Annotated in this window: 17 protein-coding genes; 4 read left to right on the plus strand and 13 right to left on the minus strand. The window is 67.4% G+C overall.

Features of this window, described 5'->3' with window-relative positions:
• Window positions 1–31: 31 nt before the first annotated feature.
• Window positions 32–1,408 carry an FAD-dependent oxidoreductase gene (locus ACVXZ4_RS17680; RefSeq protein WP_461796092.1) on the plus strand — a complete coding sequence of 459 codons (1,377 nt, stop codon included), beginning with the start codon at window positions 32–34 and terminating at the stop codon, window positions 1,406–1,408.
• Window positions 1,409–1,523: 115 nt separating this feature from the next.
• On the opposite strand, the gene ACVXZ4_RS17685 is transcribed toward ACVXZ4_RS17680, so the two are convergent.
• Window positions 1,524–8,684, minus strand: a complete 7,161-nt coding sequence (locus ACVXZ4_RS17685; protein ID WP_461796093.1) for an SdrD B-like domain-containing protein — start codon at window positions 8,682–8,684, stop codon at window positions 1,524–1,526.
• A gap of 221 nt (window positions 8,685–8,905) precedes the next feature.
• On the opposite strand from ACVXZ4_RS17685, the gene ACVXZ4_RS17690 reads away from it, so the two are divergent.
• The 3 genes from ACVXZ4_RS17690 to ACVXZ4_RS17700 all read left to right on the plus strand — a co-directional run bounded on the left by ACVXZ4_RS17690 (window position 8,906) and on the right by ACVXZ4_RS17700 (window position 11,916).
• Window positions 8,906–10,342, plus strand: coding sequence for an MFS transporter (locus ACVXZ4_RS17690; protein ID WP_461796094.1), 1,437 nt, complete (start codon window positions 8,906–8,908; stop codon window positions 10,340–10,342).
• Between the two features lie 27 nt (window positions 10,343–10,369).
• Window positions 10,370–11,161, plus strand: a complete 792-nt coding sequence (locus ACVXZ4_RS17695; RefSeq protein ID WP_461796095.1) for an isocitrate lyase/PEP mutase family protein — start codon at window positions 10,370–10,372, stop codon at window positions 11,159–11,161.
• A gap of 299 nt (window positions 11,162–11,460) precedes the next feature.
• The gene (locus ACVXZ4_RS17700) at window positions 11,461–11,916 is read left to right on the plus strand and encodes a MarR family winged helix-turn-helix transcriptional regulator (RefSeq protein WP_461796096.1); all 456 of its coding nucleotides are present in this window, start codon (window positions 11,461–11,463) and stop codon (window positions 11,914–11,916) included.
• Window positions 11,917–12,080: 164 nt separating this feature from the next.
• On the opposite strand, the gene ACVXZ4_RS17705 is transcribed toward ACVXZ4_RS17700, so the two are convergent.
• From ACVXZ4_RS17705 to ACVXZ4_RS17760, 12 genes are all read right to left on the minus strand, one after another.
• The gene (locus ACVXZ4_RS17705; protein WP_461796097.1) at window positions 12,081–13,271 is read right to left on the minus strand and encodes a glycoside hydrolase family 1 protein; all 1,191 of its coding nucleotides are present in this window, start codon (window positions 13,269–13,271) and stop codon (window positions 12,081–12,083) included.
• Between the two features lie 9 nt (window positions 13,272–13,280).
• The gene (locus ACVXZ4_RS17710) at window positions 13,281–14,984 is read right to left on the minus strand and encodes an ABC transporter ATP-binding protein (protein WP_461796098.1); all 1,704 of its coding nucleotides are present in this window, start codon (window positions 14,982–14,984) and stop codon (window positions 13,281–13,283) included.
• Entirely contained in the window at window positions 14,981–15,919 is a 939-nt protein-coding gene (locus ACVXZ4_RS17715) for an ABC transporter permease (RefSeq protein WP_461796099.1), read from the minus strand. The genes ACVXZ4_RS17710 and ACVXZ4_RS17715 overlap by 4 nt, the downstream gene beginning before the upstream one ends.
• A gap of 9 nt (window positions 15,920–15,928) precedes the next feature.
• Window positions 15,929–16,909 (minus strand): ABC transporter permease, encoded by a 981-nt coding sequence (locus ACVXZ4_RS17720; RefSeq protein WP_461796100.1) that lies wholly within the window; start codon window positions 16,907–16,909, stop codon window positions 15,929–15,931.
• Window positions 16,906–18,564, minus strand: coding sequence for an ABC transporter substrate-binding protein (locus ACVXZ4_RS17725; protein WP_461796101.1), 1,659 nt, complete (start codon window positions 18,562–18,564; stop codon window positions 16,906–16,908). Before ACVXZ4_RS17725 ends, ACVXZ4_RS17720 begins: the two co-directional genes overlap by 4 nt.
• Before the next feature lie 2 nt (window positions 18,565–18,566).
• Complete coding sequence (locus ACVXZ4_RS17730; RefSeq protein ID WP_461796102.1) at window positions 18,567–20,213, minus strand: glucoamylase family protein; 1,647 nt, start codon at window positions 20,211–20,213, stop codon at window positions 18,567–18,569.
• 479 nt (window positions 20,214–20,692) lie between these two features.
• Window positions 20,693–21,952, minus strand: coding sequence for a LacI family DNA-binding transcriptional regulator (locus ACVXZ4_RS17735; protein WP_461796103.1), 1,260 nt, complete (start codon window positions 21,950–21,952; stop codon window positions 20,693–20,695).
• Between the two features lie 285 nt (window positions 21,953–22,237).
• Entirely contained in the window at window positions 22,238–23,203 is a 966-nt protein-coding gene (locus ACVXZ4_RS17740; protein ID WP_461796104.1) for a prenyltransferase, read from the minus strand.
• On the minus strand, window positions 23,190–23,501 hold the full coding sequence (locus ACVXZ4_RS17745; protein ID WP_461796105.1) for a lycopene cyclase domain-containing protein: 312 nt from the start codon (window positions 23,499–23,501) through the stop codon (window positions 23,190–23,192). The genes ACVXZ4_RS17740 and ACVXZ4_RS17745 overlap by 14 nt, the downstream gene beginning before the upstream one ends.
• Window positions 23,498–23,854 (minus strand): lycopene cyclase domain-containing protein, encoded by a 357-nt coding sequence (locus ACVXZ4_RS17750; protein ID WP_461796106.1) that lies wholly within the window; start codon window positions 23,852–23,854, stop codon window positions 23,498–23,500. Before ACVXZ4_RS17750 ends, ACVXZ4_RS17745 begins: the two co-directional genes overlap by 4 nt.
• Entirely contained in the window at window positions 23,854–25,416 is a 1,563-nt protein-coding gene (gene crtI / locus ACVXZ4_RS17755) for a phytoene desaturase family protein (RefSeq protein WP_461796107.1), read from the minus strand. The genes ACVXZ4_RS17750 and crtI overlap by 1 nt, the downstream gene beginning before the upstream one ends.
• Window positions 25,413–26,339: a phytoene/squalene synthase family protein gene (locus ACVXZ4_RS17760; RefSeq protein WP_461796108.1), complete on the minus strand. Its 927-nt coding sequence runs from the start codon at window positions 26,337–26,339 to the stop codon at window positions 25,413–25,415. Before ACVXZ4_RS17760 ends, crtI begins: the two co-directional genes overlap by 4 nt.
• Window positions 26,340–26,372 lie beyond the last annotated feature (33 nt).

Raw genomic sequence — 26,372 nt, forward strand, 5'->3', positions numbered from 1 at the left:
TTCTTCCCTCTCCCGCCCGAAAGGCAGCTCCATGTCCACTCCCCTGCGCGTCGCGATCATCGGTGCCGGCCCGGCGGGCATCTACGCCGGTAACATCCTCGACCGATCCGCCGCCGAGGCGGGCCACGAGGTCACGATCGATCTCTTCGACTCCCTGCCGGCGCCCTACGGGCTGATCCGGTACGGAGTCGCGCCGGACCATCCGCGCATCAAGGGCATCGTGGGATCGCTGCACGAGATGCTCGACGCCGGCACGATCCGCTTCCTCGGCAACGTGACCTACGGGGTCGATCTCGACCTCGACGACCTGTGCGCCCATTATCACGCGGTAATCTTCGCCACCGGTGCGATCCGGGATGCCCGGCTCGACATCCCCGGGATCGACCTGCCGGGATCCTACGGGGCGGCCGAGTTCGTGTCCTGGTATGACGGGCATCCCGACGTGCCGGCCACCTGGCCGCTGGACGCGACCGACATCGCGGTGATCGGCAACGGCAACGTCGCGCTCGACGTTGCGCGCGTTCTCGCGAAGCATCCGCTCAACCTGCTTACGACCGACATCCCCGCCAACGTGCAGGCCGGCCTCGAGGGCTCGCCCGTCACCGACGTGCACGTGTTCGGGCGACGTACGCCCACCCACGTGAAGTTCACGCCGATCGAGCTTCGCGAGCTCGGCGACATCCCCGATGTCGATATCGTCGTATACCCGGAAGACTTCGAGTCGCCCGAGGCGGAGGCCGCCAGAATCGTCGGCGGCAGCAACCAGCAGAAGATCATGACCCGCACCCTGCGCGGCTGGCTCGACCGCGAACCGACCGGGGCCTCCCGTCGGCTCCACCTGCACTTCCTGCACTCCCCGCTCGAGATCTACGGCGACGGACGGGTGGAGGGCATGCGGTTCGCGCGCACCGCGTTGGCGGACGACGGCTCGCTCCGCGAGACCGGTGAGATCGTGGACCACCCCGTCCAGGCCGTCTACCGCGCCGTCGGCTACCTCGGATCGGCACTGCCGGAGGTGCCGTTCGACGAGACCCGGGGCGTCATCCCCAACGTGGAGGGACTGGTGCTCGGCCCTGACACCGAGGGGCTCTACGCCACCGGCTGGATCAAGCGCGGACCGGTCGGGCTCATCGGCCACACCAAGAGCGACGCCGCCGAGACCGTCGCCCACCTGCTCGCCGACATCGACACGCTCCTCGAACGCGAGGTGGACGACGGTGACGTGATCGAGGTGCTGGATGCGCGCGGCATCCGCTTCACCAGTTGGGACGGGTGGCTGGCCCTCGACGCGCACGAGCGCGCCCTCGGCGACGCGGACGTCTCGGCCGTGGTGCGCGAGCGCGTCAAGGTCGTGCCCCGTCAGGAGCAGGTCGGCATCGCCCGGGAAGCGGCGCTCCCCGCCCGCTGATCCTGTCGACGTGGCACCGAAAACGCAGGACATTCGCCACGGAAGGGGCCCATCGGCGGCGAAACGTGCCGCGCGATGGCGAATGTCCTGCGTTTTGGGAGAGCGGGGTGGACCCCTACGCGGCGCGCCGACGACGCGCGACCAGCACGGATGCCAGTCCCGCCGAGAGCAGCAACAGCGCGATCAACCCGGTGACCCCGATCGCTCCGCCGGTGGAGGCGAGGGGGAGGGTCGTGAGCCCATCGACCGCCGACAACACACCGAACGGCGGCAGCGCGAGGGTAGTGAGGCCCGACGTCGTCGCCCGGAATCCGGTGGGCACCGTCGAGGGGTCGAGCGTCACCGTGTAGTCGCCCGCCGGGAGGGTCGGCAACTGCCAGTGCCCGTCGGCGTCCGTCACCACGTGGACCGCTGCATTCCCAGCCGGACCATGCCAGACCACGATCACGCCGATGCCGGGGATGCCCGGCTCGCCCGCGTCCCGCTGGCCACTGCCGTTGCGATCGTCGTAGATCGTGCCGTTGAGCGTGGCGCTGCCGACCACCACGAAGTCGACGTCGAGGCGCGTAGCCCCGGCGGTGAGCGTCGTGCTTGTCGTGACGGCGTCGGTGCCATCGAGGTCGGATGACGGCACCCGTCCGAGCGGCAGCTCGGTCGGGTCGTACGAGACGACGACCCCGCCGGCCGGGAGTCCCTCGACGAGGTACTTGCCGTCGGCATCCGTTCGCTGCTTCACCACGATGTCATCGGTGGTGCCGAACACGCCATCGGCGCCTGGCGTGCGAACGGTGATGAGAACGGTCGGGATGCCCGGCTCGCCGGCATCGCGGATGCCGTCATGGTTCACATCGAGCCACAGCAGGTCACCCACACCGGCATCGCCGACGTAGCCGAAGTCCTGCGTGAGGTTGGCCTCGGCCCCCGCGAGCGTGAGCTGCGACCTGTTGTCGGCCCCGCCATCGGGATCGACGGTGGAGGTGATGCCCGCCGGAAGGTTCGACAGCGTCACGGTGAAGACGCCGGCCGGCAGTCGCTCGAACAGGTAGGCACCCGCGGAGTCCGTGGTGGTGGTGGACGTCACGTCGTCGGCGGTGCCGAGCAGGTCGTCGAGTCCGGCCCAGCGCAGAGTGACGACGACGTCGGCGAGGCCGGGCTCACCGGCGGACTTCACGCCGTCGGCGTTCTGGTCGAGCCAGACGGTGTCGCCGATCGACCCGGATCCGATGTATCCGAAGTCCGCCGTCGCGAGCACCGTCGCCGCAGCGAGGGACACGTGAGTGGTGGAGGGCGTGGCGGTCCCGTCGAGATCGTAGGTGGGCACGAGCCCGGTGGAGGATGCCGAGGGCGCGACGGCCACGTCGTATTCGCCGGCCGGGAGCCCGGCGAATCCGTAGTGCCCGGCGGCGTCTGTGGTTGTCGTGAAGGTGACATCATCCGTGCCCCCCTTCACGGCATCCGGTCCGTACCAGACCAGGGTCGCGGTGAATCCGGAGAGTCCCGGTTCGCCGGTCCCCTGCACGCCGTCGCCGTCGAGATCGAGCCAGACGGTGTCGCCGAGGCCGCTGGTACCCGCATAGCCGAAGTCCTGCAGCAGGTTGCTTCCGCTGAAGGTGACCGTTGATTTCCCGTCGGGCGAGGCCGTGCCGCTGTCGGCGTCGTAGGTCGGCGAGAAGCCGGTGGGAACCCCTCCGGTCACCTGCACGACGAACTTCCCGTCCGGGATCTGGGTCACGCTCCAGGCGCCGGTCACGTCGGTCGTGGTGGTGAAGACGAGGTCGTCCCCGCCTCCCGCGACGCCGTCGGCGCCGAGGTAGGTGACGGAGATGCCGACCCCGGAGATGCCCGGCTCGCCGGCATCCTGCACGCCGTCACGGTTGCGATCCCACCACACGCGGTCTCCGATGATGGATGTCACGTGATAGCCGAAGTCGACGCCGAGGTTCGACTGCCCGGCGGCGAGGATCACCGGGGCGATCGAGTTGTTGTTGCCGTCGAGGTCGAAGGAGTTGGTCGCTCCGAGCGGAAGTCCGCCGGTCACCCGCACCGAGTATGTGCCCGGCAGCAGGCGATCGAAGAGGTACCCACCCGTGCTGTTGGTGGTGGTGCTGAAGGTGGCGTCATCCCCACCGCCGGCGACGCCGTCGACGCCCAGCCAGGTGAGCACGACGGTCGCTCCGACGATGCCGGGCTCCGTGGCATCCTGCACCCCGTCCCCGTCACGGTCGAGCCAGACGAAGTCTCCGATCGAGCCGGTGCCGTCGAGGCCGAAGTCCTGCACCAGGTTGTTCTGGCCCGCCGTGAGAGTCAGGGCGCTCGTGTTGGTGGTGCCACCGGCCGGGTCGGCATCCACGGTGTAACCGTTCGGCAGCGTGCCGAGCGTGACCATGTACGGCCCCGGGGGCAGCTTCGACACGAGATAGGCACCGTTCGCGCCGGTGGTCGTGGGGTAGCTCACGTTGTCGGCAGTCGTAGTCAGGAGGCCGTCCGGGCCGCCCCAGACCACGGTGACAGGGATGCCGGGAAGACCGGGCTCGCCGGCGTCCTGGGTCGTGTCGCCGTCCTGGTCGAACCAGACCCGGTCACCGATCGAGCCGGTGCCGGTGAAGCCGAAGTTCACGTCGACCTTCTTCGCGTTCTCTGCGAGCGCGCCCTGCCAAACGCCGTTCGGAGTGGTCGTGCCGCCGTCGAGGTCGTAGCTCGGCGACATGCCGGTCGGAGTCGCGGCGGTCACCCGGTAGAGGCCGCCGGGCAGCTGGTCAACCAGGTAGTCGCCGTTCGCGTCGGTGGTGGTGCTGTGCGACTCGTCATCGGCGTTGCCGAAGATGCCGTCGGCGCCGGCGTAGAGCACGGTGACCCCGACTCCGGGGAGAGAGGGCTCGCTGGCGTTCTGGACGCCATCACCGTTCGCGTCGAACCAGACGTGCTTGGCGACGGACGCGAGGTCGAGCTCGACGCCCACGACATCCGCCGTCACGTTGTTGTAGTCGAGGTAGGTGATCCCGGGCTGCTGGAGGGCCGGGTCCACCCCGGCGTAGGAGGGGATGTCCGCCGTGTTCACGATCTCGGGACCCGGTACGATCTCGTCGGCCGCGGTGAGCGCCGGCATCGTCACGGAATAGGCGATGGTCACCGTTGCATTGACGGCGATCGGGCCGGCGATGGTCCAGGAGAGCGTGCCGTCGGAGGGGTCGGTGTCGGTAGCGACCACGCCGGCGGGCGGGGTGGAGGTGAAGCCCGTGACCCGGTTGTCCGGGGTGTCGGTGACCTTCACGGCGTAGGCGGGCGATGTGCCGGTGTTGCGCACGGCGACGGTGTAGGTGAGAGTCTGACCCGGCTTCGCACGGCGGGTGTCGGTGTCGGCGACCTGGCCGACCACGTCCTTGTCGATGGTGAGTCGTGGTTCGACTACGGCGACGCTGGCCGTCGCGGGAGTTGCGGATGCATCGAAGGTGACGCCCGCCGGTACGGTTGTCGGCGTTCCGGTGATCTTGTCGGTGCGGTTGTAGAACGGCGCGATCGAGTTGACGAGGCTGTCACCGGAGGCCGCTCCCGGGGCCACGATGCCGGTGTAGGTGAGGTGCACGATCCGCGCCGTTGCGGCGGGAGAGTCGAGGTCACCGAGAAAGTAGCCGATGACGGTGTCGGCAGCAGTCGGGGTGCCGATGACGGTCGGCACGATGTCCGGTACACAGGATCCTGCACCCTGCGTACACGTGGCGGTGAGCAACTGGCCGAAGCGGGTGTTCGCCGGCAATGTGTCGCGGGCGGTGACGTCATAGGCGACGACCGACGCGGGCACCGTGACGTCGACCGTGTAGGTGACGACCTCACCGATCGTGCGCGCGCCGGGTGTCGCCGACTTCGTGACGCCGATCTCCGGAGCGGTGAGGGTGAGCGAACTCGTGGCCTGGTATCCGGTACGTCCACCAGTAGCGAGAGAGTCCGCAGTCACCTTCACCGTGTTGACGATCGAGGCGCCGCTGACCAGCGGGTTGTTCACCTGTGCCCGATAGGTCAAGTTCTCCAGGCTGGCCGGAGCGATAGACGTGCGGCTGAAGGTGATCGTGCGGGCAGTGAGATTCCACACACCGCCGTTCGGCGAGGTAGTACCGTCAGCGGCGGGCAGCACAGATCCGTCGACTGCCGCAACCCCTGCCGCATCGACCGGAGTCAGCGTGGAGGGCACCGTGTCGACGATGACGAGGTTGTGCGCGGTCGAGACATTGGCACCGCCGCCGTTGGTGAGCCCGAGCGTGAAGGAGACGATCTGGCCCGCCACGACGCTGCCGGCGACCGCGTTGCTCGACTTGGGAATGCTGATGTTCGGCTCCACGACGGTGGTCTGCGTCGCGGCGCTGGTGACGGTGCGCGCTGTGCCGACGGAGTTGGACCAGCCGAGGGTCGCCTGGTTGGGGATCACGTTGCCCCTCACCGTCCCGGCCACATCCTTCACCCGCGCGCTGAAGGAGAGTACGACCACGTCGTCACCGCTGTCCGCGAGGTTCGAATAGGTGGTGGGGATGGTCGCGGTGATGGTGTTGCCCGCGAGCGTCGCGCTCTGGGGCGCTCCCCCGGCGACGGTGAACGTGGGGGTGCCGACGATGACGAAGCGGCCGTCCACGGCATCCGTGATCGAGGCCGGGCCGTACAGGCTCGTACCCTGCGGGATAGTGGCTGTGGCGGTGTAGGTGACCAGTTCACCGATGGTCGCCTGGTCGACTGTCGGGCTCGTGTCGGCGTTGCCGCCCTCGGTCACCGAGGTGGCGGCGGTCTTCGTGATGGACGGCTGCCGCACGGTGGCCTGGGCGGTGTCCTTCGCCGGGGCGGAGTTCGCCTGCGTCTCGAGGGTCGGATCGATGTTGCTCGAGGGCACGTAGGTGAAAGGCGTGCCGGTGTTCGTGTCGCCCTGATACGTCGTGACCCCGGCGGTGTTGAGGTAGGTGTCCCGCGGTGAGGCGGTCGCCGGTGTGGTCACGACGTAGGTGAGCGTGGTGCTGGCACCGGCCGCGACGGCGACTCCCGACCACACGATGCGGTTGGTGCCCGAGTCGCAGGTGCCGCCGGCGCTGATGAGGGTGACGTCGGCGCAGTGGATGAGTGGAGGCAGGTTATCGCGCACGCCCGCGTTGGAGGCATCCTGCCCGCCGGTGTTGTTCACGGTGACCGCATAGGTGACCGCATCATCGCGCTGCACCGTGAGGGTGTCGACCGGCGCTCCCGGAACGGCGGTGCCGTTGAGCGCGGTTATGCCTTTGGCCAGCGCGAGCACCGGCTTGGTGACGAGGGTGTCGGCGAGATCGCGCAGCTGGAAGACGCTGCCGGCGGAGTTCTCATAGGTGAGCTTGAACAGGTTGGAGGTGATGTCCCCCGTCGCGATCGCATTGGCGTCGGTGATGCGCGTGGTGAGCAGCACCTCGAAGCGGGTGCCGATCGAGGCGTTCGAGATCTTCCAGGTGGGATTGGGCGCCGCGACGGTGCCGCCGCTGAAGGTGATGCCCGTCACTGTGTTGCCCGAGCCGAGCTGGTAGGACTCATAGCTGTAGCCGGCCGGCAGGAAGTCGGTGAAGCTGTTGTTGAGGGTGTTGAGTGCGCCGGGGAAGTCCGCAGTCAGCAGGTAACAGACCCGGTCTCCGGGATGGAACGGCCCCTGTTGGCTTTGGTGAAACGCCAATCCGCTCGCGGCACCGCAATCGACCGGGATCGCTGGGCCGGGCCCGGCCACCTGCTTGTCGAGCTGCACGCCGACGGCGCTCTGGCTAGCGGATGACGCGTCGACGATCGGCAGCACGTTCGTGGAGCCATCCGCGGCGGTGATCACGGTGGCGTTCGTCGCCAGCGTGGCGGAGTTCGTCCACGAGTCGTTCGCACTCACCGGGCCGCCACCGGAACGGTAGGTGGCTCGCGCGACGGTATTCAGGGTGATCGTGGCGGTGCTCGACGATGCCGTGAAACCCGCGAGGGTCCAGATGATCGTGATCGTGCCGTTCGCCGCCGGGGCCGAGATCGAGCTGGGAGCAGGAGTGCTGGAGACGAAGTCCAGGCCATCCGGAAGAGTGTCGACGACGGTGATCGGGCCGGTCGACAGCGCGAACTCCGAGGACTCGATGTTGAGAGTCCAGGCGCTCGCGCCGCCCTGGGTGATCGTGGCCTGGTTCACCGACTTCTGGAGCGCGACATCCTCGGCCGAGACGGTGAAGGTGTCGGACACCGGGTAGGTCGTACCGCCGGAGACCCCCGTGGCCACCGCGAGGTTGGTGAGCTGCTGCTCGTCGGTAGTGAGCGGGCCCGTGTTGTTGTCGAGGTTGGCGGTGGCAGTTCCGGCGAACGCGACATTCGCCCGCAGTGGGATGGCCGCAGCGTATTCGAGGATCAGGGTGCCATTCGGTGCCAGGTCACCGAGACCGGTCCAGTCGACCTTCGTGTACACGCCGCTCACCAGCGGGCCGGCGCCATCCGGGTCGGAGGTCACGGTGGTGACGGCGCTCGGGACAACGCAGGTGCTCATGGTGGGCAGCGCAGTGTCGGAGATGCGTCCGGATCCGGGGTACTCGACGTCACCGACGGTGGTGTTGTCGACGTTCGTGCAGCCGAGGAATTCGAGGCCGGCGGGCAGGTAGTCGGTGAGGGTGAATCCGGTAGTGGACTTGACGAGGTTGTTCGTGATCTTCACCGTGTAGACCGTCTTGTGGTCGTGCACTCCACGCAACAGCTCGCTCTCCGGGCTCGGCTCCGACTTCTCCACCAGGTAGGGCACGAGGGTCGTCGACGAGGTTGAGGTGTCCGAGCCGGTGAAGCTGCCGACGGTGGGTGCGCCGGTCGTGGCCGAGAACTTGGGCACGGTGCGGGCATCGCTGTTGACGTAGGCGCCGCCGGTTCCGGTGAACACGGCCCCGACGTCATAGGTGGCCGTCGGATACGAGTAGGAATAGGCCAGTGGCACGACGGTGCCGGTGGAGAGGTCGGCCACGTTCGACCAGATGACCTGCGTGGTGCCACCGGGCAGGGCGATGAGCTTCGTAACCGGGTAGGCGCTGGAGGTGATCACGGCACCGGCGGGCAGGATGTCGGTGAACGACAGGTTGTAGGCCTGGGGTCCTGTCGTCTGGGTCGCGCTCAGCGTGATCGCCACATTCCGGCCGTACAGGGTCGAGGAATCGACGGTGCGGCTGAGCTGCACGTTCGGCGAGCCGGCGGCCTGGGCGCCGGAGGTGACCGGAACGACGATGGAGAGGGCCACCAGCGCGGTGATCACAAGCGAACGCAGGAAGGTCTTCATCACAGCTCCGGGTTGAGGCGCGCAGCGGAGACTCCACTAGAAGGGCTCGCCCGGCGTGGGCGAACGAGAGCGGAGAGCTGCGATATATTGCGGTCGGGTTGGCTCCCTAAGCTATCGGCCACCACGGCCGTTCCCACAGGCGAAAGCGCAGTTTGCCCAGAACTGGGGGTGCGCGCGATCCGTTCACCCTCGCGTTCGCCCGCGAGCACTAGCCTGTGCACATGACGGACAGTGCTCCTCTTCCTCCCACCGTTCCGAAGCCCGCTCGCACCGGCGCGATCGCGGTCGCGGGCCTCGACCTGCAGGAGGGCAAGAAGATCCCGCGCGGATGGGTCGTGGCCTGGGCCTTCTGGGACTGGGGTGGTGCCGCCTTCAATGCGGTCATCACGACCTTCGTGTTCACGGTGTACCTCACCTCGAGCTACTTCGTGGATCCCGCGATCGTCGCCGCCCGCGATGCGGAGACCTCCCCCACCGGCGCCGCCCACCGGGCGTTCACCGCGGCCGAGGCATCCCTCACCGCGAGCCTCGGCTACGGCCTCGCCATCGCCGGAGTCATCGTCGCCCTGATCGCTCCGGTACTCGGGCAGCGTACGGATGCCTCGGGCCGCCGCAAGCTCTGGCTGGCCATCAACACCGGGGTGGTCGTCCTGATGACCGCCCTCATGTTCTTCGTCGAGGGAAAGCCCGCGTTCTTCCTTCTCGGGGTCGGCCTCGTCTCGGTGGGGACCATCTTCTACGAGATCGCCACCGTCAATTACAACGCCATGCTCATCCAGGTCTCGACGCCTCGCACCGTGGGCAAGGTGAGCGGTCTCGGCTGGGGGGCCGGCTACCTCGGCGGCATCGTGCTGCTGCTGTTCGTACTGCTCGGGCTCGTCGGCCTGACCGCCGACTCGGGTGGGTTCCTCGGAATCTCCCACGACGACGGCCTCAACATCCGCTTGATCGCCGTGATCGCGGCCCTCTGGACGCTCGCCTTCTCGCTGCCGATCCTGTTCACCGTGCCGGAGATCAGCCGCGAGAACCGCCGCGACCGGGTCGGGTTCTTCGAGTCGTACGTCGTGCTGTTCCGTGACATCGCGAACCTGTGGCGGGAGAGCCGCAACACTGTGCTCTTCCTCATCTCGAGCGCGCTGTTCCGCGACGGGCTCGTGGGCGTGTTCACCTTCGGCGGCATCCTCGCGCAGGGCACCTTCGGATTCTCGAGCAGCCAGGTGATCATCTTCGCCATCGCCGCGAACGTGGTCGCGGGAGTGAGCACGTTCATCTCGGGGCTCTTCGACGACCGCTTCGGGGCGAAGCCGGTGATCGTGGTCTCGCTCGTGGGGCTCATCCTCGCCGGTCTCGGTGTCTTCCTCGCGCACGATGGCGGGCAGAGCGCATTCTGGATCGGCGGTCTCCTCCTCTGTCTCTTCGTGGGACCGGCCCAGTCCGCCAGCCGAACCTTCCTCGCCCGAGTCACGCCGGCGGGACGCGAAGGAGAGGTCTTCGGGCTCTACGCCACCACCGGTCGCGCGGTCAGCTTTCTCGCGCCTCTGCTGTTCTCCACGTTCGTCGCCGTCGCGGGCGCCCAATACTGGGGCATCCTCGGCATCGTGATCGTGCTGCTCGTAGGGCTGATCCTGCTGATCCCGGTGAAGGCGCGCTCGAACTAGCTGTTCACCGCCGGATACCCTGAAGTCATGACCTCCACTGCCGACAAGGCCGCCCTGCTCACCTCGCTACACATCCCGGGCGAACCGCTGATCGTCACCAACATCTGGGATGCGGTCACCGCCCGCGTCGTGTCGCAGGCCAAGGGCGTCAAGGCCCTCGCGACCGCCAGTCACGCCGTCAGCTTCGCGCACGGGGTGCCGGACAACGAGGGACTCACGGTGGAGCAGGCACTCGAGGCCGCGCGGATCATCGCCGCTGCCGTGTCGATCCCGGTCTCGGTCGACTTCGAGAAGGGCTACGCAGCGGATGCCGCGGGCGTTCGCGACAACGTCGCGAGGTTGATCGAAGCCGGGGCCGCGGGCCTCAACATCGAAGACTCGCTGGAGTCGGCATCCGGCCCCCTCCGTGACCTGGAGAGCTCGGTGGCACGGGTCGCCGCCGCCCGGGCAGCCGCCGATGCGGCCGGTGTCCCGCTCGCGATCAACGCGCGAGTGGATTCGCTCGTAAGCAATCCCGCCGACTGGGCCGGCGCGATGGAACGGGCCAACCGCTACCTGGACGCCGGCGCGACCAGCATCTTCGTGTTGCGGCTGCCGACCGAGGGGCTCGTCGAGCGTGCGATCCGCGATGTCAACGGCCCGGTCTCGGTCATCTCCAACCCCACCTCGGTGTCGCTGAAGCGGCTCGCCGAAATCGGCGTCGCGCGGGTCAGCTTCGGTCCGGGCGTGCTCGGCCTCACGCTCGCGCACCTGCAGAAGGCCGCGACGACGCTCACCGCACTCGGCGATTATCCCGAGGAGCTCGGCTTCGAGTACTGAGACCCTCCGCCGGTCGAGCACGAGACCTGTGCCGGTCGAGTAGGAGCGCAGCGACGTGTCGAGACCCTATCGCCGGTCGAGTAGGGCGCTCGGCGCCCGCAGGAAAAGAAACTCTGCGGCAAAAAGTTGACTCCGCGCCACATCCTTCGGCAGCAGGGTCAACTATCGGGCGCAGTGTTCGCCGCCTGCTGACCATTAACCGCAGAGTGCACTTTCGGGCGCGCAGTACCCGAGCACACCGCGCGACTCCACACTCCAACTTCACCGAATGGGGGCGCAGTGCCCGCTACCCTGTGCTCATGACCGATCAGCGCCCCATCGGATTCTGGCTCAAGCTCGTCGATCGCCTGATCGACGAACGTTTCGCGGACACCCTCGAGGAGCACGGCGTGACCCGCCGCCAGTGGCAGCTCCTCAACGTGCTCTCGCGCGGGCCGGCCACCGGCGCACAGCTGGATGCCGCGCTCGCGCCGTTCCTGTCGGCCGTCGATGGCGAGACGGTGGCGGAGCATCTGGCCGAACTCGTGGAGAGCGGATGGGTCGCCCTCTCGCCGTCCGGATACTCCCTCGCCGACGCCGGCCGCACCGCCCTCGCGGCTCTCGCGGCGACCGTCGACAAGACCCGAGCGCTCACTGCCGACGGCATCTCCGAACAGCAGTATTCCGAGGCGCTCGACACCCTCGAGCGGATGGCGCGCAACCTCGGGTGGACGGATCCGGCTCCCACTCCCCCGGTACCACCGCCGGTCGAGTAGGTCGCCTGCTCGTACCGCGTCTGGCGCTGAGCGCGCTCGGCAACTTCGCCTCCGCGAGCCGATGGGAGAAACTGCTGCTGGGTCCGCTCTCGGTGCTGTGCGTGGTGGTCGCGCGGCAGCGGACCTCCCCGCGCCACGATTGACGAAGAGGAACAGTCAGACAGTCACACCCCGTTCGCTCGGGCCACCCCTCCGTACCACTCTGCGCTTGGCTTCGGCGTGCGGGCGAAGGTCTCGCGATCCCAGCCGATGAGCCCGAAGGTCGGTGCGAACCCCGACGCCCATTCGTAGTTGTCGAGGGCACTCCAGTGCTGGTAACCCAGCACGGTGATGCCGTCCTCGATCGTCGCGTGGATACCCTCGAGCGACCCCTGCGTGTAGGCGATGCGGCGCGAGTCATCCGCTGTCGCGATACCGTTCTCGGTGACCATCACGGGCACGCGGTCGCTGAGCTCCCAGGCGGCACGGATGCCCAGCTCCGCGGCCGGCGGGAAGAATTCCCAGCCGGTGAGGGTCGTCTCCACGCCGGCGGCGACCGGCACGGGGCCGTCCGGTCCGATGAAGGTGCGCGTGTAAGCCTGCACGCCGACGAAGTCGTCACCAGCGATGTTCTCGAGGTACCAGTCGTCTCGGGGATAGCCGTAGGCCGCGAGCGCCTCCGCGGCTCCGGGCTCGACCGAGCCGTCGGGCAGGGTGGTGGGTGCGAAGGCCTGTGTCGCCACCGTCCAGCCGGTCTTGAGGCCCGACACCGAGGAGAGCACCTCGCGCGAGCGCTGGTGCGAGGCGAGCAGGGCATCCGCCACCTGCAGGTCGGGGTTCGGCAGTCCGAAGGAGACCAGGTTCGACGCATCCTCGCCACCGGCGAGCATCGCCGCGATGTTCGGCTCGTTGATGGTGCAGACATAGTCCACGCCGCTCGACACGATCGGCAGGGCGAGCTCGGTGTAGCGGGCGAAGAGGTCCGCGGCATCCGGTGCCCGCCAGAATCCGTCCCGCTCGAACCACCGCGGCACGGTGAAGTGCATGAGGGTGACGATGGGCTTCAGCCCGAACTCGAGGCAGGTGTCGACCATGCGGCGGTAGTGGTCGATCTCGGCGCGCGAGACGAATCCGCGCTCCGGCTCGATGCGTGCCCACTCCACGCTGAAGCGGTAGGAGTTGAGCCCGAGCTCTGCGAGTAGCCGGATGTCCTCGCGGTAGCGGTGATAGCTGTCGGCCGCATCCCCGCTCGGCTCCACGATCGTGGTGTCGGCGGCATGTTCGTGCACCCACCAGTTGCTGTTGATGTTGTTGCCCTCGATCTGGTGGGCGGCCGTGGCGGCACCCCAGAGGAAGCCGGCGGGGAATTCGAGCATGGGGGTTCCTTAGACGGTGTCGCGACTGGGGTTCGGCACGGCATCGAGAAGCCGCACGGTGTATTCGTTGGTGGGATGCCGAAGCACGGTCGCCGTCTCGCCACGCTCGACGACCTTCCCGCCGTTGAGCACCAGGATGTTGTCAGTCACCACCCGGGCGCTGAGCAGGTCGTGCGTGATGTACAGCATGCTGACTCCGCGCTGCACCCGGAGATCGTCGAGCAGGGCGAGCACGCCGGCACGCAGGGAGACGTCGAGCATCGAGACCGGCTCGTCGGCGATTATCACCTGCGGGTCGCTTGCCAGCGCCCGGGCGATGACAACACGTTGACGTTGGCCTCCGGAGAGCTGGTGAGGCAGCTTCGCGGCGAACTGCTCAACCGGGGAGAGCCCGACCGTCTCGAGCAGTTCGAGCACCCGGCCGCGAGCCTCGCGGCCATGCAGCCCGGTGAAGTTGACCACCGGGCGCATGAGCGTGTATTCGACTGTGTGCAGCGGATTGAGCGCGGCATACGGGTCCTGGAACACCATCTGCACATCGCGGTGCAGGGCGCGGAAGGCGCCTCGGCGCAGGGTGTCGACCCGCAGGTCGCCGAAGGTCACGCTGCCCGAAGTGGGCTTCTCCACGGCGGTGATGAGCTTGGCGATGGTGGACTTGCCGCTTCCGGATGCGCCCACCAACGCCAGCGCCTCACCCGGTTCGAGCGTGAAAGAGACGTCGTCGACCGCCGTGACGGCCTTCTCGCCCCGGCGCGGCGGTGGATAGACCTTGGAGATGTGGTCGACCACCAGGGTCTTCGTGGCGGCCCGGTTCGCGCTCGGCCGGGATCCGGTCTCGGTCGTCGGCGCGGGCGCTCGGTTCTCGAAGCCCGGCAGCTGCACCACCTCGGCCCGGGGGTCGGCGTAGTGGCTCAGAAGCATCCGCGTGTAGTCGTCCTTCGGACGGTTCAGGATGTCGCGGGCCGAGCCGTCTTCGACGATGCGGCCCTCGTGCATCACGAGCACCCGTTCGGTGGCCTCGAGCACGACGCCGAGGTCGTGGCTGATGAGCAGCGCGGTGAAGTTCTCGGAGTGCTGGAGCTGCTTGATCGTGTCCATCACGGCGTGCTGCACCAGAACGTCGAGCGCGGTGGTCGGCTCGTCGAATACCAGAAGCTGCGGCTCGAGCGAGAGGGCCAGCGCGATGGAGACCCGCTGGCGCATGCCGCCCGAAAGCTCGCCGGGGTAGCGGTCGAGCACCTGTTTCGGCAACTCCACCTTCTCCACCAGTTCGGTCGAACGCGCCTCCCAGCGGTCCGGTGCCACGTGCCCGTGGGCCCGGTAGATGTCCACGAAGTGGTTGCGGATGCTGCGCACCGGGTTGAGAGCATTCATGCCGGACTGCAGCACCATCGCGAATCCGCCGTGCCGCTGCCGGCGCAGCTCCTCCCCCTCGACGGTTGCGATGTCGCGGCCGTCGAAGAGGATGCTCCCGCCGCTCAGGCGAGCCGGCGGCTTGGAGAGGCGGGTCAGCGCGAAGCCGAGGGTCGACTTGCCCGATCCGGACTCCCCGACCAGCCCGACGAACTCGCCCTGTTGCAGGGCGAACGACACCTCGGTCACGGCGCGCACGGTCTCGGTGCCGGATGTCTCGTAGACGACCGAGAGATCGCGCACGTCGAGGAGCGGGCGCGTTTCGACCACGGGAGCGGTGAGGGTTGCCGTGTCGGTCATCGTCCGGTTCCTTCCCGGAGACGCGGGTTGCTCAGCCCGTCGACGCCGAAGTTGATCAGGGTGAGAGAGGTGGCGAGCAGGGCGATGCAGAGGCCGGGGGCGAAGAGCAGCACCCACTGGCCGGTGAGCAGCGCATTGGAGTTCTGCGCCCAGAAGAGCATTGTGCCCCAGCTCACCGTTGACGAGTCGCCGAGCCCGAGGAACTCGAGCCCCGCTTCGGCGAGGATGGCGGAGGTCGCGGCGCCGAAGAAGCTTCCGACGATGAGCGAGGTCATGTTGGGAAGGATCTCGCGGAAGACGATGCGGAACGAACCCTCCCCGCTGAAGATCGCCGCCGTGATGAAGTCGCGTGAGCGCAGCGACTGCGTCTGGCTGCGCAGTACTCGAGCGCCCCAGGCCCAGCCGGTGATCACCACGACGAGGATGATCATGCCGATGCCACCGTTCTGCAGGTAGGCGGCGATCACGATCATGAGCGGCAGGGCGGGAACCACGAGGAACAGGTTGACGATGAAGTTGATCACGTCGGCGGCGAAGCCGCGAACATAGCCCCAGCTGAGACCGATGAGCACCGCGATGATCGTGGAGAACAGCCCGGCGACGAAGCCGACCAGCACGCTCACCCGGGCTCCGTAGATGAGCTGGCTCAGGACATCTTCGCCCGCGGCGGTCGTGCCGAACCAGTGCGCGGCGCTGCCGTTGGCGCTGCGGGCGAAGCCGTTGGCGCTGCCGTCGTAGGGGGCGAGCAGCGGTGCGAAGATCGCGGTGAGCAGGAAGATGCCCAGGATCACCACCCCGATACGTGCTTTGCGATTGCTCCAGATGGTGGCGGCGACTCGGCCGACGACACGCCAGGCCGAGGGCGCCGCTGCGACCTCCATCGGGGTGCCGCTGTTCTGCACGGGAGCGGGGTTGAGGGTTGCGGGAGACGTCATCGTCGTGTCCTACTTTCGGGTACGCGGGTCGAGTACGCCGTACAGGATGTCGACGAGGAAGTTGGCGACGAGCACGCTCACGGTGATCATCAGGAAGAGGGCCTGCATGAGCGGGTAGTCCTGGTTGGTGACCGCCTTGAGCAGCAGGTAGCCGATACCCGGATAGCCGAACACCGACTCGACGAGCAGCGAACCTCCCACAACGCCGCCGAGCGCGAGCCCGAAGGAGGTGAGGTTCGGCAGGATCGCGTTCCGGGCCGCGTAGCGAATGGCCACGGTATGGCTCTTCAGCCCGTTGGCCTCTGCGAACATCACGTAGTCGTCACCGAGGGTGTTGATCATGGTGTTGCGCATCCCGAGGATCCAGCCGCCGAGGGAGGTGATCAGGATCGTGAGGGCCGGAAGTGCCGCGTGATAGAGGATGTCGACGATATACGCCCCGGTGAACGCCGGCGTCGAGGTGACCCCCGCTGCCCCCGAGGTGGGGAAGAGGTGCGCAACGTAGCCGAGGAAGAAGAGCAGCAGCAGCGCCGTCCAGAAGTAGGGGAATGCGCTGCCGAAGCTGCCTCCGAGAGTGGGAAGGGCATCCAGCCAGGTGCCGCGCTTCCAGGCGGCGAGCACACCGAGAAGCGTGCCGCCGATGAAGGCGATGATCGTCACGGCACCCACCAGCACGATCGTGTAGGGCAGAGCCTCGGAGACGAGGGTCGAGACCGGCTGCGGGAAGAACGTGTAGCTCACCCCGAAGTCGAGCGTGACCACCTGGTGGAGGTACGACACGTACTGGTCCCAGAGATTGCCGGTGGGCACCCCGAGCTGGGCTTCGATCGCCTTCTTGGTGGCCGCCGAGACCGGGCCGCTCTGGGCGAGCTTCGCCAGCGCGGCGTCCGTCGGCGACCCGGGCATGAGGCGCGGAAGGATAAAGTTGAGGGTGACCGCGGCCCACAGGGTGAGCACGAACAGGCCGAGTTTTCGCAGTGCGAACATCACTTCGCCGCCTTCGATTGGTCCGCGAGCTTCAGGTGCGTGAACACGAGCAGCGGCGTCGACTGATAGTTCTTCGGGCTGGTGTACGGGTCATCCGCCGTGGGCCAGCCGGTGAACTTCTGGGTGTTGTAGAGGCCCCACGATCCGCCGTAGTACAAGGAGATCACGGGAAGTTTTTCGTACATCACCTTCTGCAGCTGGTATCCGAGCTGCAACTGCTTCGCCTTGTCGGTGGTCTCGCGGTACTGCGAGAGAAGTGAGTCCGTCGTCGCATCCGAGAACCGTTCGAAGTTGCTCGGAGCGGCCTTGCCGACGGGTGTGAGGAACGAGCTCGACAGTGCGGCGTTGAAGTCCTGGTAGACCGTTCCGGTGCCACCGAATCCTCCCATCGCCAGGTCGTAGTCGCCGTTCTGCAGTGCGAGCTGGTAGGCCGCGGGCTGCGGCTGCATGACCTTGACGGCGATGCCGACTGCTCCGAGTTGCTTCTGCACTTCCTGCACTCCGCGCAGCCAGTCGGTGTACCCGTTCGCCGTCGTGATCGAGATCGAGACCTGCTTTCCGGCGGCATCGACGAGCTTGTCGCCCTGCAGCGTGTAGCCGGCGGCGCTGAACGAGGCCATCGCCTTGGCGGTGTCCTGCGTGATCAGCCCGTCGTTCGGAAGGGCCGGGTTGAGCAGGGACTTCTGGGCCGGCAGCAGCATTCCACTCTGGCCCGCCTGGTCCATGTAGCCCTCAGCGGCCGAGTCTCCGACCGCCTTGCGATCGAGCGCCGCCGACAGCCCCTGGCGGAAGTCGAGATTGTCGAACGGGGCTTTCGTGAGGTTGGGGTACAGCACGATCGTGCCCCCCGGCGGGAACCAGTACTTGTTGTCCTTGTTCGCTGCGAGCCAGGTGCCCTTCACGTCGCTGATGAACGAGTAGGCCCAGTCGTAGCCCTTGGTCACCACGTCGAGCTGGGTGTTGGAACCCGGAAGCACGAGATGCTTCGCGGCCACCTTGTCGGCCTGCCAATACCTCTCGTTCTTATCGAGGCTGTACTGCTGGGGGAAGAAGTTGCCCAGCTTGTACGGCCCGGTGCCCACCGGGTTCGGATTGAGGAAGGTGTCGGGCTTCGCGACCTTGCTCCAGAGGTGCTGCGGCACGATCAGCACCTGGGCGATGATGATCGCGGCCGGCGAGTCGGCGCCCTTGAGGTGCACGGTGACCACGTCGCCCGCGACATCCACCGACTTGATGTACTGCCAGATTCCGCTCGTGTCGAGGGTGGGGTATTTCTTGAGCAACGCGTAGGTGAAGGCCACGTCGGCCGGCGTGAACTTCACTCCGTCCGACCAGGTCACGTTCTTACGGATGCTGAATTCCACGGTCTGCGCGTCGGGCTGCGTGTACGAACTCGCCAGCCACGGATGCTCGGCGCCGTCGAGGTTGTTCACCACGACGAGCGGCTCGTAGATGTACGGGGTCGCCGTTCGGGCATTGCTGAGATAGGGGTTGAAGTTGCGGGTAAGGGTCGGTGACCCGGTGTCCGCGGCGATGAGCATGGTGTCCGCGCCGATGGACGGGTCGGGCTTGCTCTGGATCTGGATGCTGCATCCGGTAACCGCGAGGGCCAGTACTGCGGCCACCGCGATCGTTCTGACCAGTGATCGTGCCTTCATGCTCAACGTCCCTTTCCGACCGATGTCGCGCCGAGCGACATCGTCTCGACACCGAGGTAGAGCTTCGCGGCCCAGGACGCCGGGTCGGCGGCGAAGTGGTTGCGAAGGGCGTTGTTCGCCAGGGCGTTGTCGAGCGAGAGCATGATCATCGACTGGTCGAGCACCAGCCGGCGATGGCCGACCGCCCCGGTCGTCGGGTTCACCGCATCGTAGAAGCCACCGTCGGTCGTGTAGACGTCCGGGTAGAGAGTGCGCAGCTTCTCGATGTTGGTGAAGGCCTCTTGCGGTGTCACACCGAGGGCGATGAACGACGCGTGCGGGGTCACCGTTGTCTCGGTCTCGGCGTTGGCACATCCCGCACCGCACTGGGAGAGCCCGTTGCCAGTGCCGAACTTCTGGCCGATCTCGCCGAAGATGCCGTAGCCGCCGGTGTCATCCGCGGTGCTCGAGGGAGACATCCCCCAGACCGGCAGTTTCAGCTGCTCGGTCGCATACTTCTGCTGCACCTGGGCGAGGCGGATGTCGGCGAGGCCGAGTCCCTTCGGTCCCCATTGGGTCTCTGGCACGATCTGGTTGGCCATGAGCCCCTCGAACATGCCGCCGCCCCAGGTGGGGAGGTGTGTGAGATCGGTGCCGGGGTAGGTGTAGTGACCCTCCCAGACGCGGAACGGCTTGCCCGACTGCGGGTCGTTGATGGTGGTCCAGTAGCCGGCCGGGGCCTGCCCCTGCCAGGAGAAGTCGGGATCGGTGTCGCACTGCTTCGGAGGCAGTGTGCGCCAGGTGCGCCACCAGACGTCGCCGGGCATCTGGTGAAGACCCATCCCCACGTACATCGCGATGCGCGGATCGCTGTACAGCGCCCCGTTGTGGTAGCCCGCGGGCCCCTGGCCGGAGTAGTACCCGCCGTACATCTGGCCGGTGGGCTGGTTGCCCTCGATGGCCGCATTGGTGTTGCACGCGCTCTGCGCGCGGTTGTCGTAGAAGATCGAGAAGTCCATCGGGGCGATCAGCGCGTTCACCGTCTTCTTCAGCTCGGGAAAGGCCGACCGAGTCACGAGCAGACCGGAGGCGTACCATCCGTTGTCCACCGCGGAAAGGAACGAGCAGTTGTCCTGCGCGGGCGCTGCGGCCGGGTCGCAGGCCGCCTGGCCCGGGTTGAGGATCGCCTGAGCCGTGCCGGTGTCATACCGCTGGTGAAGGAAACCGTGGTCTCGCTGCATCGCGCCGACAGTCTTCAGGGTCGCGGAGAGAAGCGAACGGGCTTCGGGGCGACTGATGATCTTCAGGTCGTTCGCGGCCACGACCGACTGCAGGTAGACACCGATGTTCGCGGCGGAGGTGTAGGCGCCTGTCGTGTCGCCCGGGCCGAGGTTGTCGAGCGGCAGGTGGGTCACCGGGTCGACGTCCTTCTCGAAGAACTTCCAGGTGTCCTTGGCGATCCCGAGCAGCGTCGCCCTCTGTGCTGCGCTCAGGGTGGTGGTGGGGTGGTGCGAGTCCGGAGTCGCGGTCGCGCTGGCGACCTGAGGCTGGGCCAGTCCTGCGGCGAGCATCGCCCCCGCGCCGAGCATCGCCCCGACGATCGTGCCGACTCGTCGCCGCCGACTGCGCACCGGAGCCGCCGCCTGTGTGTCGTTCTGCTGATGCTTCATTGCCCAGTACCTGCTTCGTGTCGTCGTCGACCGGATAAGAGTGTGGCACCCCCCGAAAGGGTGTCGCGGTTGCCTGAGTGAGTGTATGCGCATACATCGGGGATTGCAAGGGTCGGTGCGTTCTGCGGAGGCGCCCGGCGGCGGTTTGGCCCCCCCGCTGCGTCGGCTCGTTGGCGCGGATCCGCTGCCCGCCGGTGGGGCCCGCGGTGGCGGTTCGCTCCCCGCCGTGGGGGCCGCGGTGGCGGTGCCGTCCCCGCCGTGGGGCCTGCGGTGCGCGAGTGACACCGGTGGCGAAGCATCGACCGGTCCGGCCTTCGCGGCGGGTTTAAGGGATCGCGGCGGGAGGCGTTTCTCCGTCCGCGATGCGGTCCCGCCTCCACGAGCGGACGTATCCCCCGCCAAGAGGTTCACGACCGGCGGGCGGCCATTCGCAACGGGTTTTCGGGCGATTCTGCAGCGCGACTCGAGGCCCCGTCGAGCTACGCCCTGCTCGGTGGGGTGGCCGCGCCCTCCGAGCTCTCGCGCAGCAGCAGCTTCACCGGGAGGCGCACGGCGATCGGCGGCTGAGCCGGATCCTCGAGGCGACCACGCATCACCCGCATCGCCGCGCGGCCGAGCTTCACCATCGGCTGCTGCACAGTGGTGAGGCGAGGGCTCGACATCCGTCCGTCTTCGATGCCATCGAAACCGGTGACTATCGTGTCCGCGGGGATGCGGATGCCTCGCGCCTGCAGCACCTCCATGATGCCGAGCGCCATCTGGTCGTTCGAGCAGATGAGGGCTCGCGGCGGGCGCCCAGCGGCCAGGATCTCCGCCGCGATTTCCCGTCCCCTGTGTCGGGAGAAGTCCCCGTGGTAGACGGGAAGGATGTCGGCGTCGATGTTGCTCTCGGCGAGCGCCCGACGAAAACCGTCGTAGCGCTCGCGGTCGTCGGGCGTGCTCTGCGGACCGGAGACGTACACAGCATCCCGCACACCGAGATCGTCGATCACATGCCGGGTGAGCGCGTGCATCCCCTCGGCGTTCGCCACCGTCACATGGTCGTAGTCGTCGTCGCGGCGGGCGCCCGCGATGAGCACGATCGGTATTCGCCGCGACAGGTGCTGGAGCATCGCATCGGGAACGCTGCCGGCGAGCAGGGCGAGGCCGTCGACCCGACCGGCGATATCCGCCACGATGTCCACGGCGTTCGCGCCCCGGCCGACGCCAACCATCAGGGTGAATCCGTCGCGCCAGGCCTGTAGCTCGCTGCCGCTCAAGACCTCGTCGAAATAGAGGTTCGGCCGTCGCTCGGTGCCGGAGTCGGGCATATCCAGGACGATCTCGACCGGAGCGGGCCGGGAGCGAGCGGCGGCTGCGGCGGCGCTCGGGCCGGCGCTGGGGGTGTCGGCAACGGGCGTGTCGGCACTGGGGATGTCGCCTTCGGCATCGGGGCTGCCGGCACCGGGGACGTCCATGGTCGCGTCGTCGCGGCCGTGAGCGGCGTCGGCGAGGGGGTCGTCATCGGCATCCTCGACCGCATCGAAGTCAGGGAAGTAGAGGCCGAGCACCCCGGTGCGCCGCGCGGCCAGACCGCGGGCGCTGGCGTTCGGCACGTAGCCGAGCTCGCGCACTGACGCCAGCACGTGTTCCCTGGTGGATGCGCGTACATCATCGGGACGACGAAAGACCCGCGAGACCGTCGCGATCGACACTCCGGCATGGGCGGCGACGTCGTAGACCGTTGCGGTCTTATTCATCGGTCCCCCTCGAGTTGCTCGCACGGCACGACGGTCGGCTCGATTCGACCGGCGAGTGTTGCTCACAGGCGAGTGTATTCGCTGCGCCTCGGGGGTCGCCGCGTTACCCGCGACGCGCTCACGCTCGCACACCCGGACCGCGCGGCCTTTTGTTGACCGTGCGCCCGATTGTTCGGACGCACAGTCAACGAAAGGGCGCACAGTCGTTAGACGAACCCCCACTGGGCGACTTTCGGGCGCACTGTCGCCGAATCGCCGCATAGCTCAGCGACGCGCCCGACCGCGTCACCGGCAGGCGACGAAGTCCTGCGCCTGCCCCAGCTCGGACTTCACCAGCGTGAGCGGCACGTACGACCCCGAATAGCTCACCGTGGTGCCGGCACACCCCGCGGTCAGCAGCCCGTACCAGATGAGCAGCATCGTCACGAGGAATCCGACGACGAAATTGATAGCGAGGAACCGCCTCCAGCCCCGATTTGCGGTCTCGGCGTCGGCATCCGTGATGTTCCAGAAAGGCAGAACGGCGAACGCATAAGGCAGCACCAGGATCGCCGCAAAAGGCCCCGGGAAGCGGGTGAAGAGCAGCAGGATGCCGGCAAGCAGGTAAGCCGAGAACGCAAGCCGCACGGTGGCCCGGCCGCCGATCACGGTGGCGACGGATGAGATCCCACCCTCGCGGTCGGCCACGATGTCCTGCACCGCGCCGAACGCATGCGAGGCGATCCCCCAGAGGAAGAAGGCGGCGAGTAGCGCCCACAGCGACGGCGTGAACGCCACGCCCGCGAGCACGAATCCGTAGATCGCCGGCGACACGAAGTGGGTGCTCGAGGTGAGCGAGTCCACGAAGGGGCGCTCCTTGAAGCGCAGGCCCGGGGCGGAGTAGGCGATCACCGCGAAGACGCTCACGGCGAGCACGAACCACGACAGCGGGTTGCCCACCACTACCAGGAACACGAGGAATGGCACGTTGAGGACGACCGCGGCGCGCAGCGTGAGGCGGTGGACACTCGGATCCAGCAGCGCGCCCTCGACCCCACCCTTGCGTGGATTGCGCAGGTCGGACTCGTAGTCGAACACGTCATTGATGCCGTACATCGCGAGGTTGTACGGGATGAGGAAGTAGATCGTGCCCACGATGAACACGACGTCGATCTGGCGGGTCGACATGAAGTACGCCGCCGCGAACGGGAAGGCTGTGTTCACCCAGCTCAGCGGCCGCGACGAGACGAACAGGCTCTTAAGGTTCTTCACGGCGCCTCCCGGGCAACAGCAGCCAGAGCGACGGCAGCAACACCGCAGCCGCCACAGCGTAGGCGAAGTCCTCGAGCGGGGCGATGCCGATAAACGCTCCGCTGATCTTCGTGGCGTCGTAGCCCACCAGGCCGATCCCGATCATGACGTTGTCGAACACCGCGGTCACGAGCAGCAGGATGACGAGAGTGCCGACGATCGGCAGCCAGGGCAGCGCGCGCCGGGATTTGACGAGCGCGAGGCATCCGATCACGACGACCACCGCGAGGAAGATCGCGTTGAGCTGCCAGTAGTTCATCGGGGGTCTTCTCCGGCGCGGGGTCTCGCCACGGCCGCGGACGGCCCACTCGACCAGCGGGAGAGGAACCCGAACAGGTTCATCGTGAGGTAGCAGAGCAGGGTGAGGAAGAAGATCTCCTCCACCGGCAACTCCGGCGCCACCACGAGGCCGGTCATGAACGAGGTCTCACCGCGGAAGAATATGCCGAGGCCGATGCCGGAGACATCCCAGGCGAGGAAGAAGACGAGGCCGGCCGCCAGGACGATCGCCGCCCGGCGCCCATCCCTCCAGAAGAACAGCCGGAATCGACGGTCGAGCATCACCATCCCGGTGAGGGCGACGGCGAGGGCCGCGAGATACAGAATCGCCATCAGGGAAGAGTGCGCTGCAACGGCTCGGCGAGCGGTTCGGTCGAAACGTCGCCGCGGATGCGTTTGAGCACGACCTCGGCACTGATGAGACACATGGGAAGACCGATGCCGGGGATCGTGGATCCGCCCGCGTAGAACAGCCCCTCGACCTTTCGGCTCTTGTTGCCGGCGCGGAACATCGCACTCTGAGCGAGGGTGTGGGCCGGGCCGAGGGCCGTTCCGCGCCAGGAGTTGAGATCGCTCGCGAAGTCGCCGGGGCCGAGGGTGCGACGAAGCGTGATGCGCGAAGCGAGATCCGGGATGCCCGCCCAGACCGAGATCTGGGTGATCACCCGATCGGCCAGGGTCTCGATGCGCGCATCGCCGTCGCCGTCGACATCCCCCTTTCCGATACTGGGGTCGGCCGGGATCGGCACCAGTACGAAGAGGTTCTCGTAGCCTTCCGGAGCGGTGGAGCGGTCGATGCCGCTCGGCTTGCAGACGTAGATGGATGCCGGATCGGGAATAGACGGATTCTCGCCGAAGATCTTGTCGAAGCCGGCCTTCCAGTCCCGCGCGAAGAAGAGCGTGTGATGCTCGAGCTCCGGCAGCTCGCCTGACACCCCCAGGTAGATGAGGAGGGCGCTCGGTCCGGGCACCTTGCGATCCCAGTACTCCGACGGGAATGTCTGCAGCGCCGGCGGCAGCAGCTCTGTCTCGGTGTGGTGCAGGTCGGCGGCGGACACCACGATATCCGCCACGAGCGTGCGGGTGGTGCCCGAAGCATCCGTGTAGTCGACGCCGGTGACGACGCCGTCGCGCGAGTTGATCGCCGTGACAGGCGAGTCCGTGATGATGGTCACACCCTGCGCCTCGGTGAGCGCTTCGATGCGGGTGATGAGTTCGGTGAAGCCGCCCATTGGATACAGCACGCCGCCCTCGAGGTCGAGATGACTCATCAGGTGATACATGCTCGGAGCGATATATGGCGAGGAGCCGAGGAACACCGCGGGGTATCCGAGGATCTGCTGCAGCCGCGCGTCCTTGACGGTGCGGCGTACGAGCGTCGCGAGGGGAGTGAGCAACAGCGATACGAGGGTGCCGGTGCGTGTGAGCACATCCTTGCGAAACAGCGGACGGATGTCGGCGAAGCTCGTGTAGAGGAAGCGCCGCTTGGCGATCTCATAGACGTCCCGCGCGGAGTCGAGGTACTTCTCCATGCGGCGGCGAGATCCCGGTTCGATCCGATCGAAAAGCTCGAGGTTCTCCTCGCGGCTCGCGGTGATGTCGATCGGTTCCGAGACCCCTTCGAACAGCACGCGGTAACCGGGATCGAGGGTTATCAACTTCAGCTGCTCGTCGGCGGTCGTGCCGAGCAGGCGGAAGAAGTGGTCGAACACTTCCGGCATCAGGTACCAGCTCGGTCCGGTGTCGAATCGGAAGCCGTCCCGCTCCCAGGAGCCTGCACGGCCCCCGACGCTCGACCGGCCCTCGAGCAATGTGACCTCGTGCCCGTCCTTTGCGAGGAGGGCGGCGGAGGCGAGACCCGCGATTCCTCCGCCGATGACGACGATGTTGCTCATGATGCTGCTTTCGGTGTGGTGGTGCGGGGAAGTTCGCCTCGGGGCGTGCGGCCGGCCATCGCGCCCGCGGCGATGCGCAACTTCACCGGGTTGGGCACCCGCACGCGCGTGTTGACGAGTCGATCCGCCGGGGTCGCGCGCAGGCGCACCGCCAGCTCGGTGAAGAGACCCTGGGCAAGCGCGACGGCCCGTCTCGAGCCCGCCGGCAGCAGCGGTACGACGGCGGCCGAATCCCGCAGGTCCGCGTCGATGTCGTCGAGCAACCGGGTCTTGTCCGTCTCGCTGAACGATTCGACGCTGACCCCCGGGAAGTAGCTGCGGCCGAGGGTCTCGAAGTCCGCAGACAGGTCACGAAGGAAGTTGACCTTCTGGAACGCCGCCCCGAGCTTGCGCGCTCCGTGCTCGAACCGGGCGAGTTCCGCCGGCGAGACGGCAATCCCCTGCAGGAAGGTGCTGAGGCACATGAGGCCCACCACCTCCGCCGATCCGTAGACGTAGGTCTCGAAGCTCTGGGCGTCGTGTTCGGTCTGCACGAGGTCCATGCGCATCGATTCGAAGAACGGCTGCGTGAGTTCGCGTCCGAAGCCGGTGGCGCGGGCGGTGCGCGCGAAGGCGTGGATCACGAGGTTCGTGCTGTAGCCGGAGTCGAGGGCCGCCTCGGTGTCGCGCTCGAAATCATTCAGAACCCGGGCCGCGGCGAGCGGATCGAGCCCGGCATCCGCCGCTCCCCCATCCACCACCTCGTCGGCCACCCGCACGAGGGCGTAGATGTTCTCGACATGGCGGCGGATCGGTGGCGCGAGGAGGCGGGAGGCCAGCCCGAACGAGGTGGAATAGCGGTGGATGACGACGCTCGCCGTCTCTTCGGCTACGCGGTCGTACAGGCTGGGTGCGGCATCCGGTTGGTTGCTGTCGTTCGTCATGATGCGGTCCTGACCGGCGAAGCGGAGGTTAGG

The sequence above is a fragment of the Lacisediminihabitans sp. FW035 genome (genome assembly GCF_054880895.1).

Bases quoted from the DNA above. Each gene is read 5' to 3' on its own strand.
- ACVXZ4_RS17680 (WP_461796092.1), top strand. From the start codon at position 32: ATGTCCACTCCCCTGCGCGTCGCGATCATCGGTGCCGGCCCGGCGGGC.
- ACVXZ4_RS17685 (WP_461796093.1), bottom strand. From the start codon at position 8,684: ATGAAGACCTTCCTGCGTTCGCTTGTGATCACCGCGCTGGTGGCCCTC.
- ACVXZ4_RS17690 (WP_461796094.1), top strand. From the start codon at position 8,906: ATGACGGACAGTGCTCCTCTTCCTCCCACCGTTCCGAAGCCCGCTCGC.
- ACVXZ4_RS17695 (WP_461796095.1), top strand. From the start codon at position 10,370: ATGACCTCCACTGCCGACAAGGCCGCCCTGCTCACCTCGCTACACATC.
- ACVXZ4_RS17700 (WP_461796096.1), top strand. From the start codon at position 11,461: ATGACCGATCAGCGCCCCATCGGATTCTGGCTCAAGCTCGTCGATCGC.
- ACVXZ4_RS17705 (WP_461796097.1), bottom strand. From the start codon at position 13,271: ATGCTCGAATTCCCCGCCGGCTTCCTCTGGGGTGCCGCCACGGCCGCC.
- ACVXZ4_RS17710 (WP_461796098.1), bottom strand. From the start codon at position 14,984: ATGACCGACACGGCAACCCTCACCGCTCCCGTGGTCGAAACGCGCCCG.
- ACVXZ4_RS17715 (WP_461796099.1), bottom strand. From the start codon at position 15,919: ATGACGTCTCCCGCAACCCTCAACCCCGCTCCCGTGCAGAACAGCGGC.
- ACVXZ4_RS17725 (WP_461796101.1), bottom strand. From the start codon at position 18,564: ATGAAGGCACGATCACTGGTCAGAACGATCGCGGTGGCCGCAGTACTG.
- ACVXZ4_RS17730 (WP_461796102.1), bottom strand. From the start codon at position 20,213: ATGAAGCATCAGCAGAACGACACACAGGCGGCGGCTCCGGTGCGCAGT.
- ACVXZ4_RS17735 (WP_461796103.1), bottom strand. From the start codon at position 21,952: ATGAATAAGACCGCAACGGTCTACGACGTCGCCGCCCATGCCGGAGTG.
- ACVXZ4_RS17745 (WP_461796105.1), bottom strand. From the start codon at position 23,501: ATGAACTACTGGCAGCTCAACGCGATCTTCCTCGCGGTGGTCGTCGTG.
- ACVXZ4_RS17750 (WP_461796106.1), bottom strand. From the start codon at position 23,854: ATGGCGATTCTGTATCTCGCGGCCCTCGCCGTCGCCCTCACCGGGATG.
- crtI (WP_461796107.1), bottom strand. From the start codon at position 25,416: ATGAGCAACATCGTCGTCATCGGCGGAGGAATCGCGGGTCTCGCCTCC.
- ACVXZ4_RS17760 (WP_461796108.1), bottom strand. From the start codon at position 26,339: ATGACGAACGACAGCAACCAACCGGATGCCGCACCCAGCCTGTACGAC.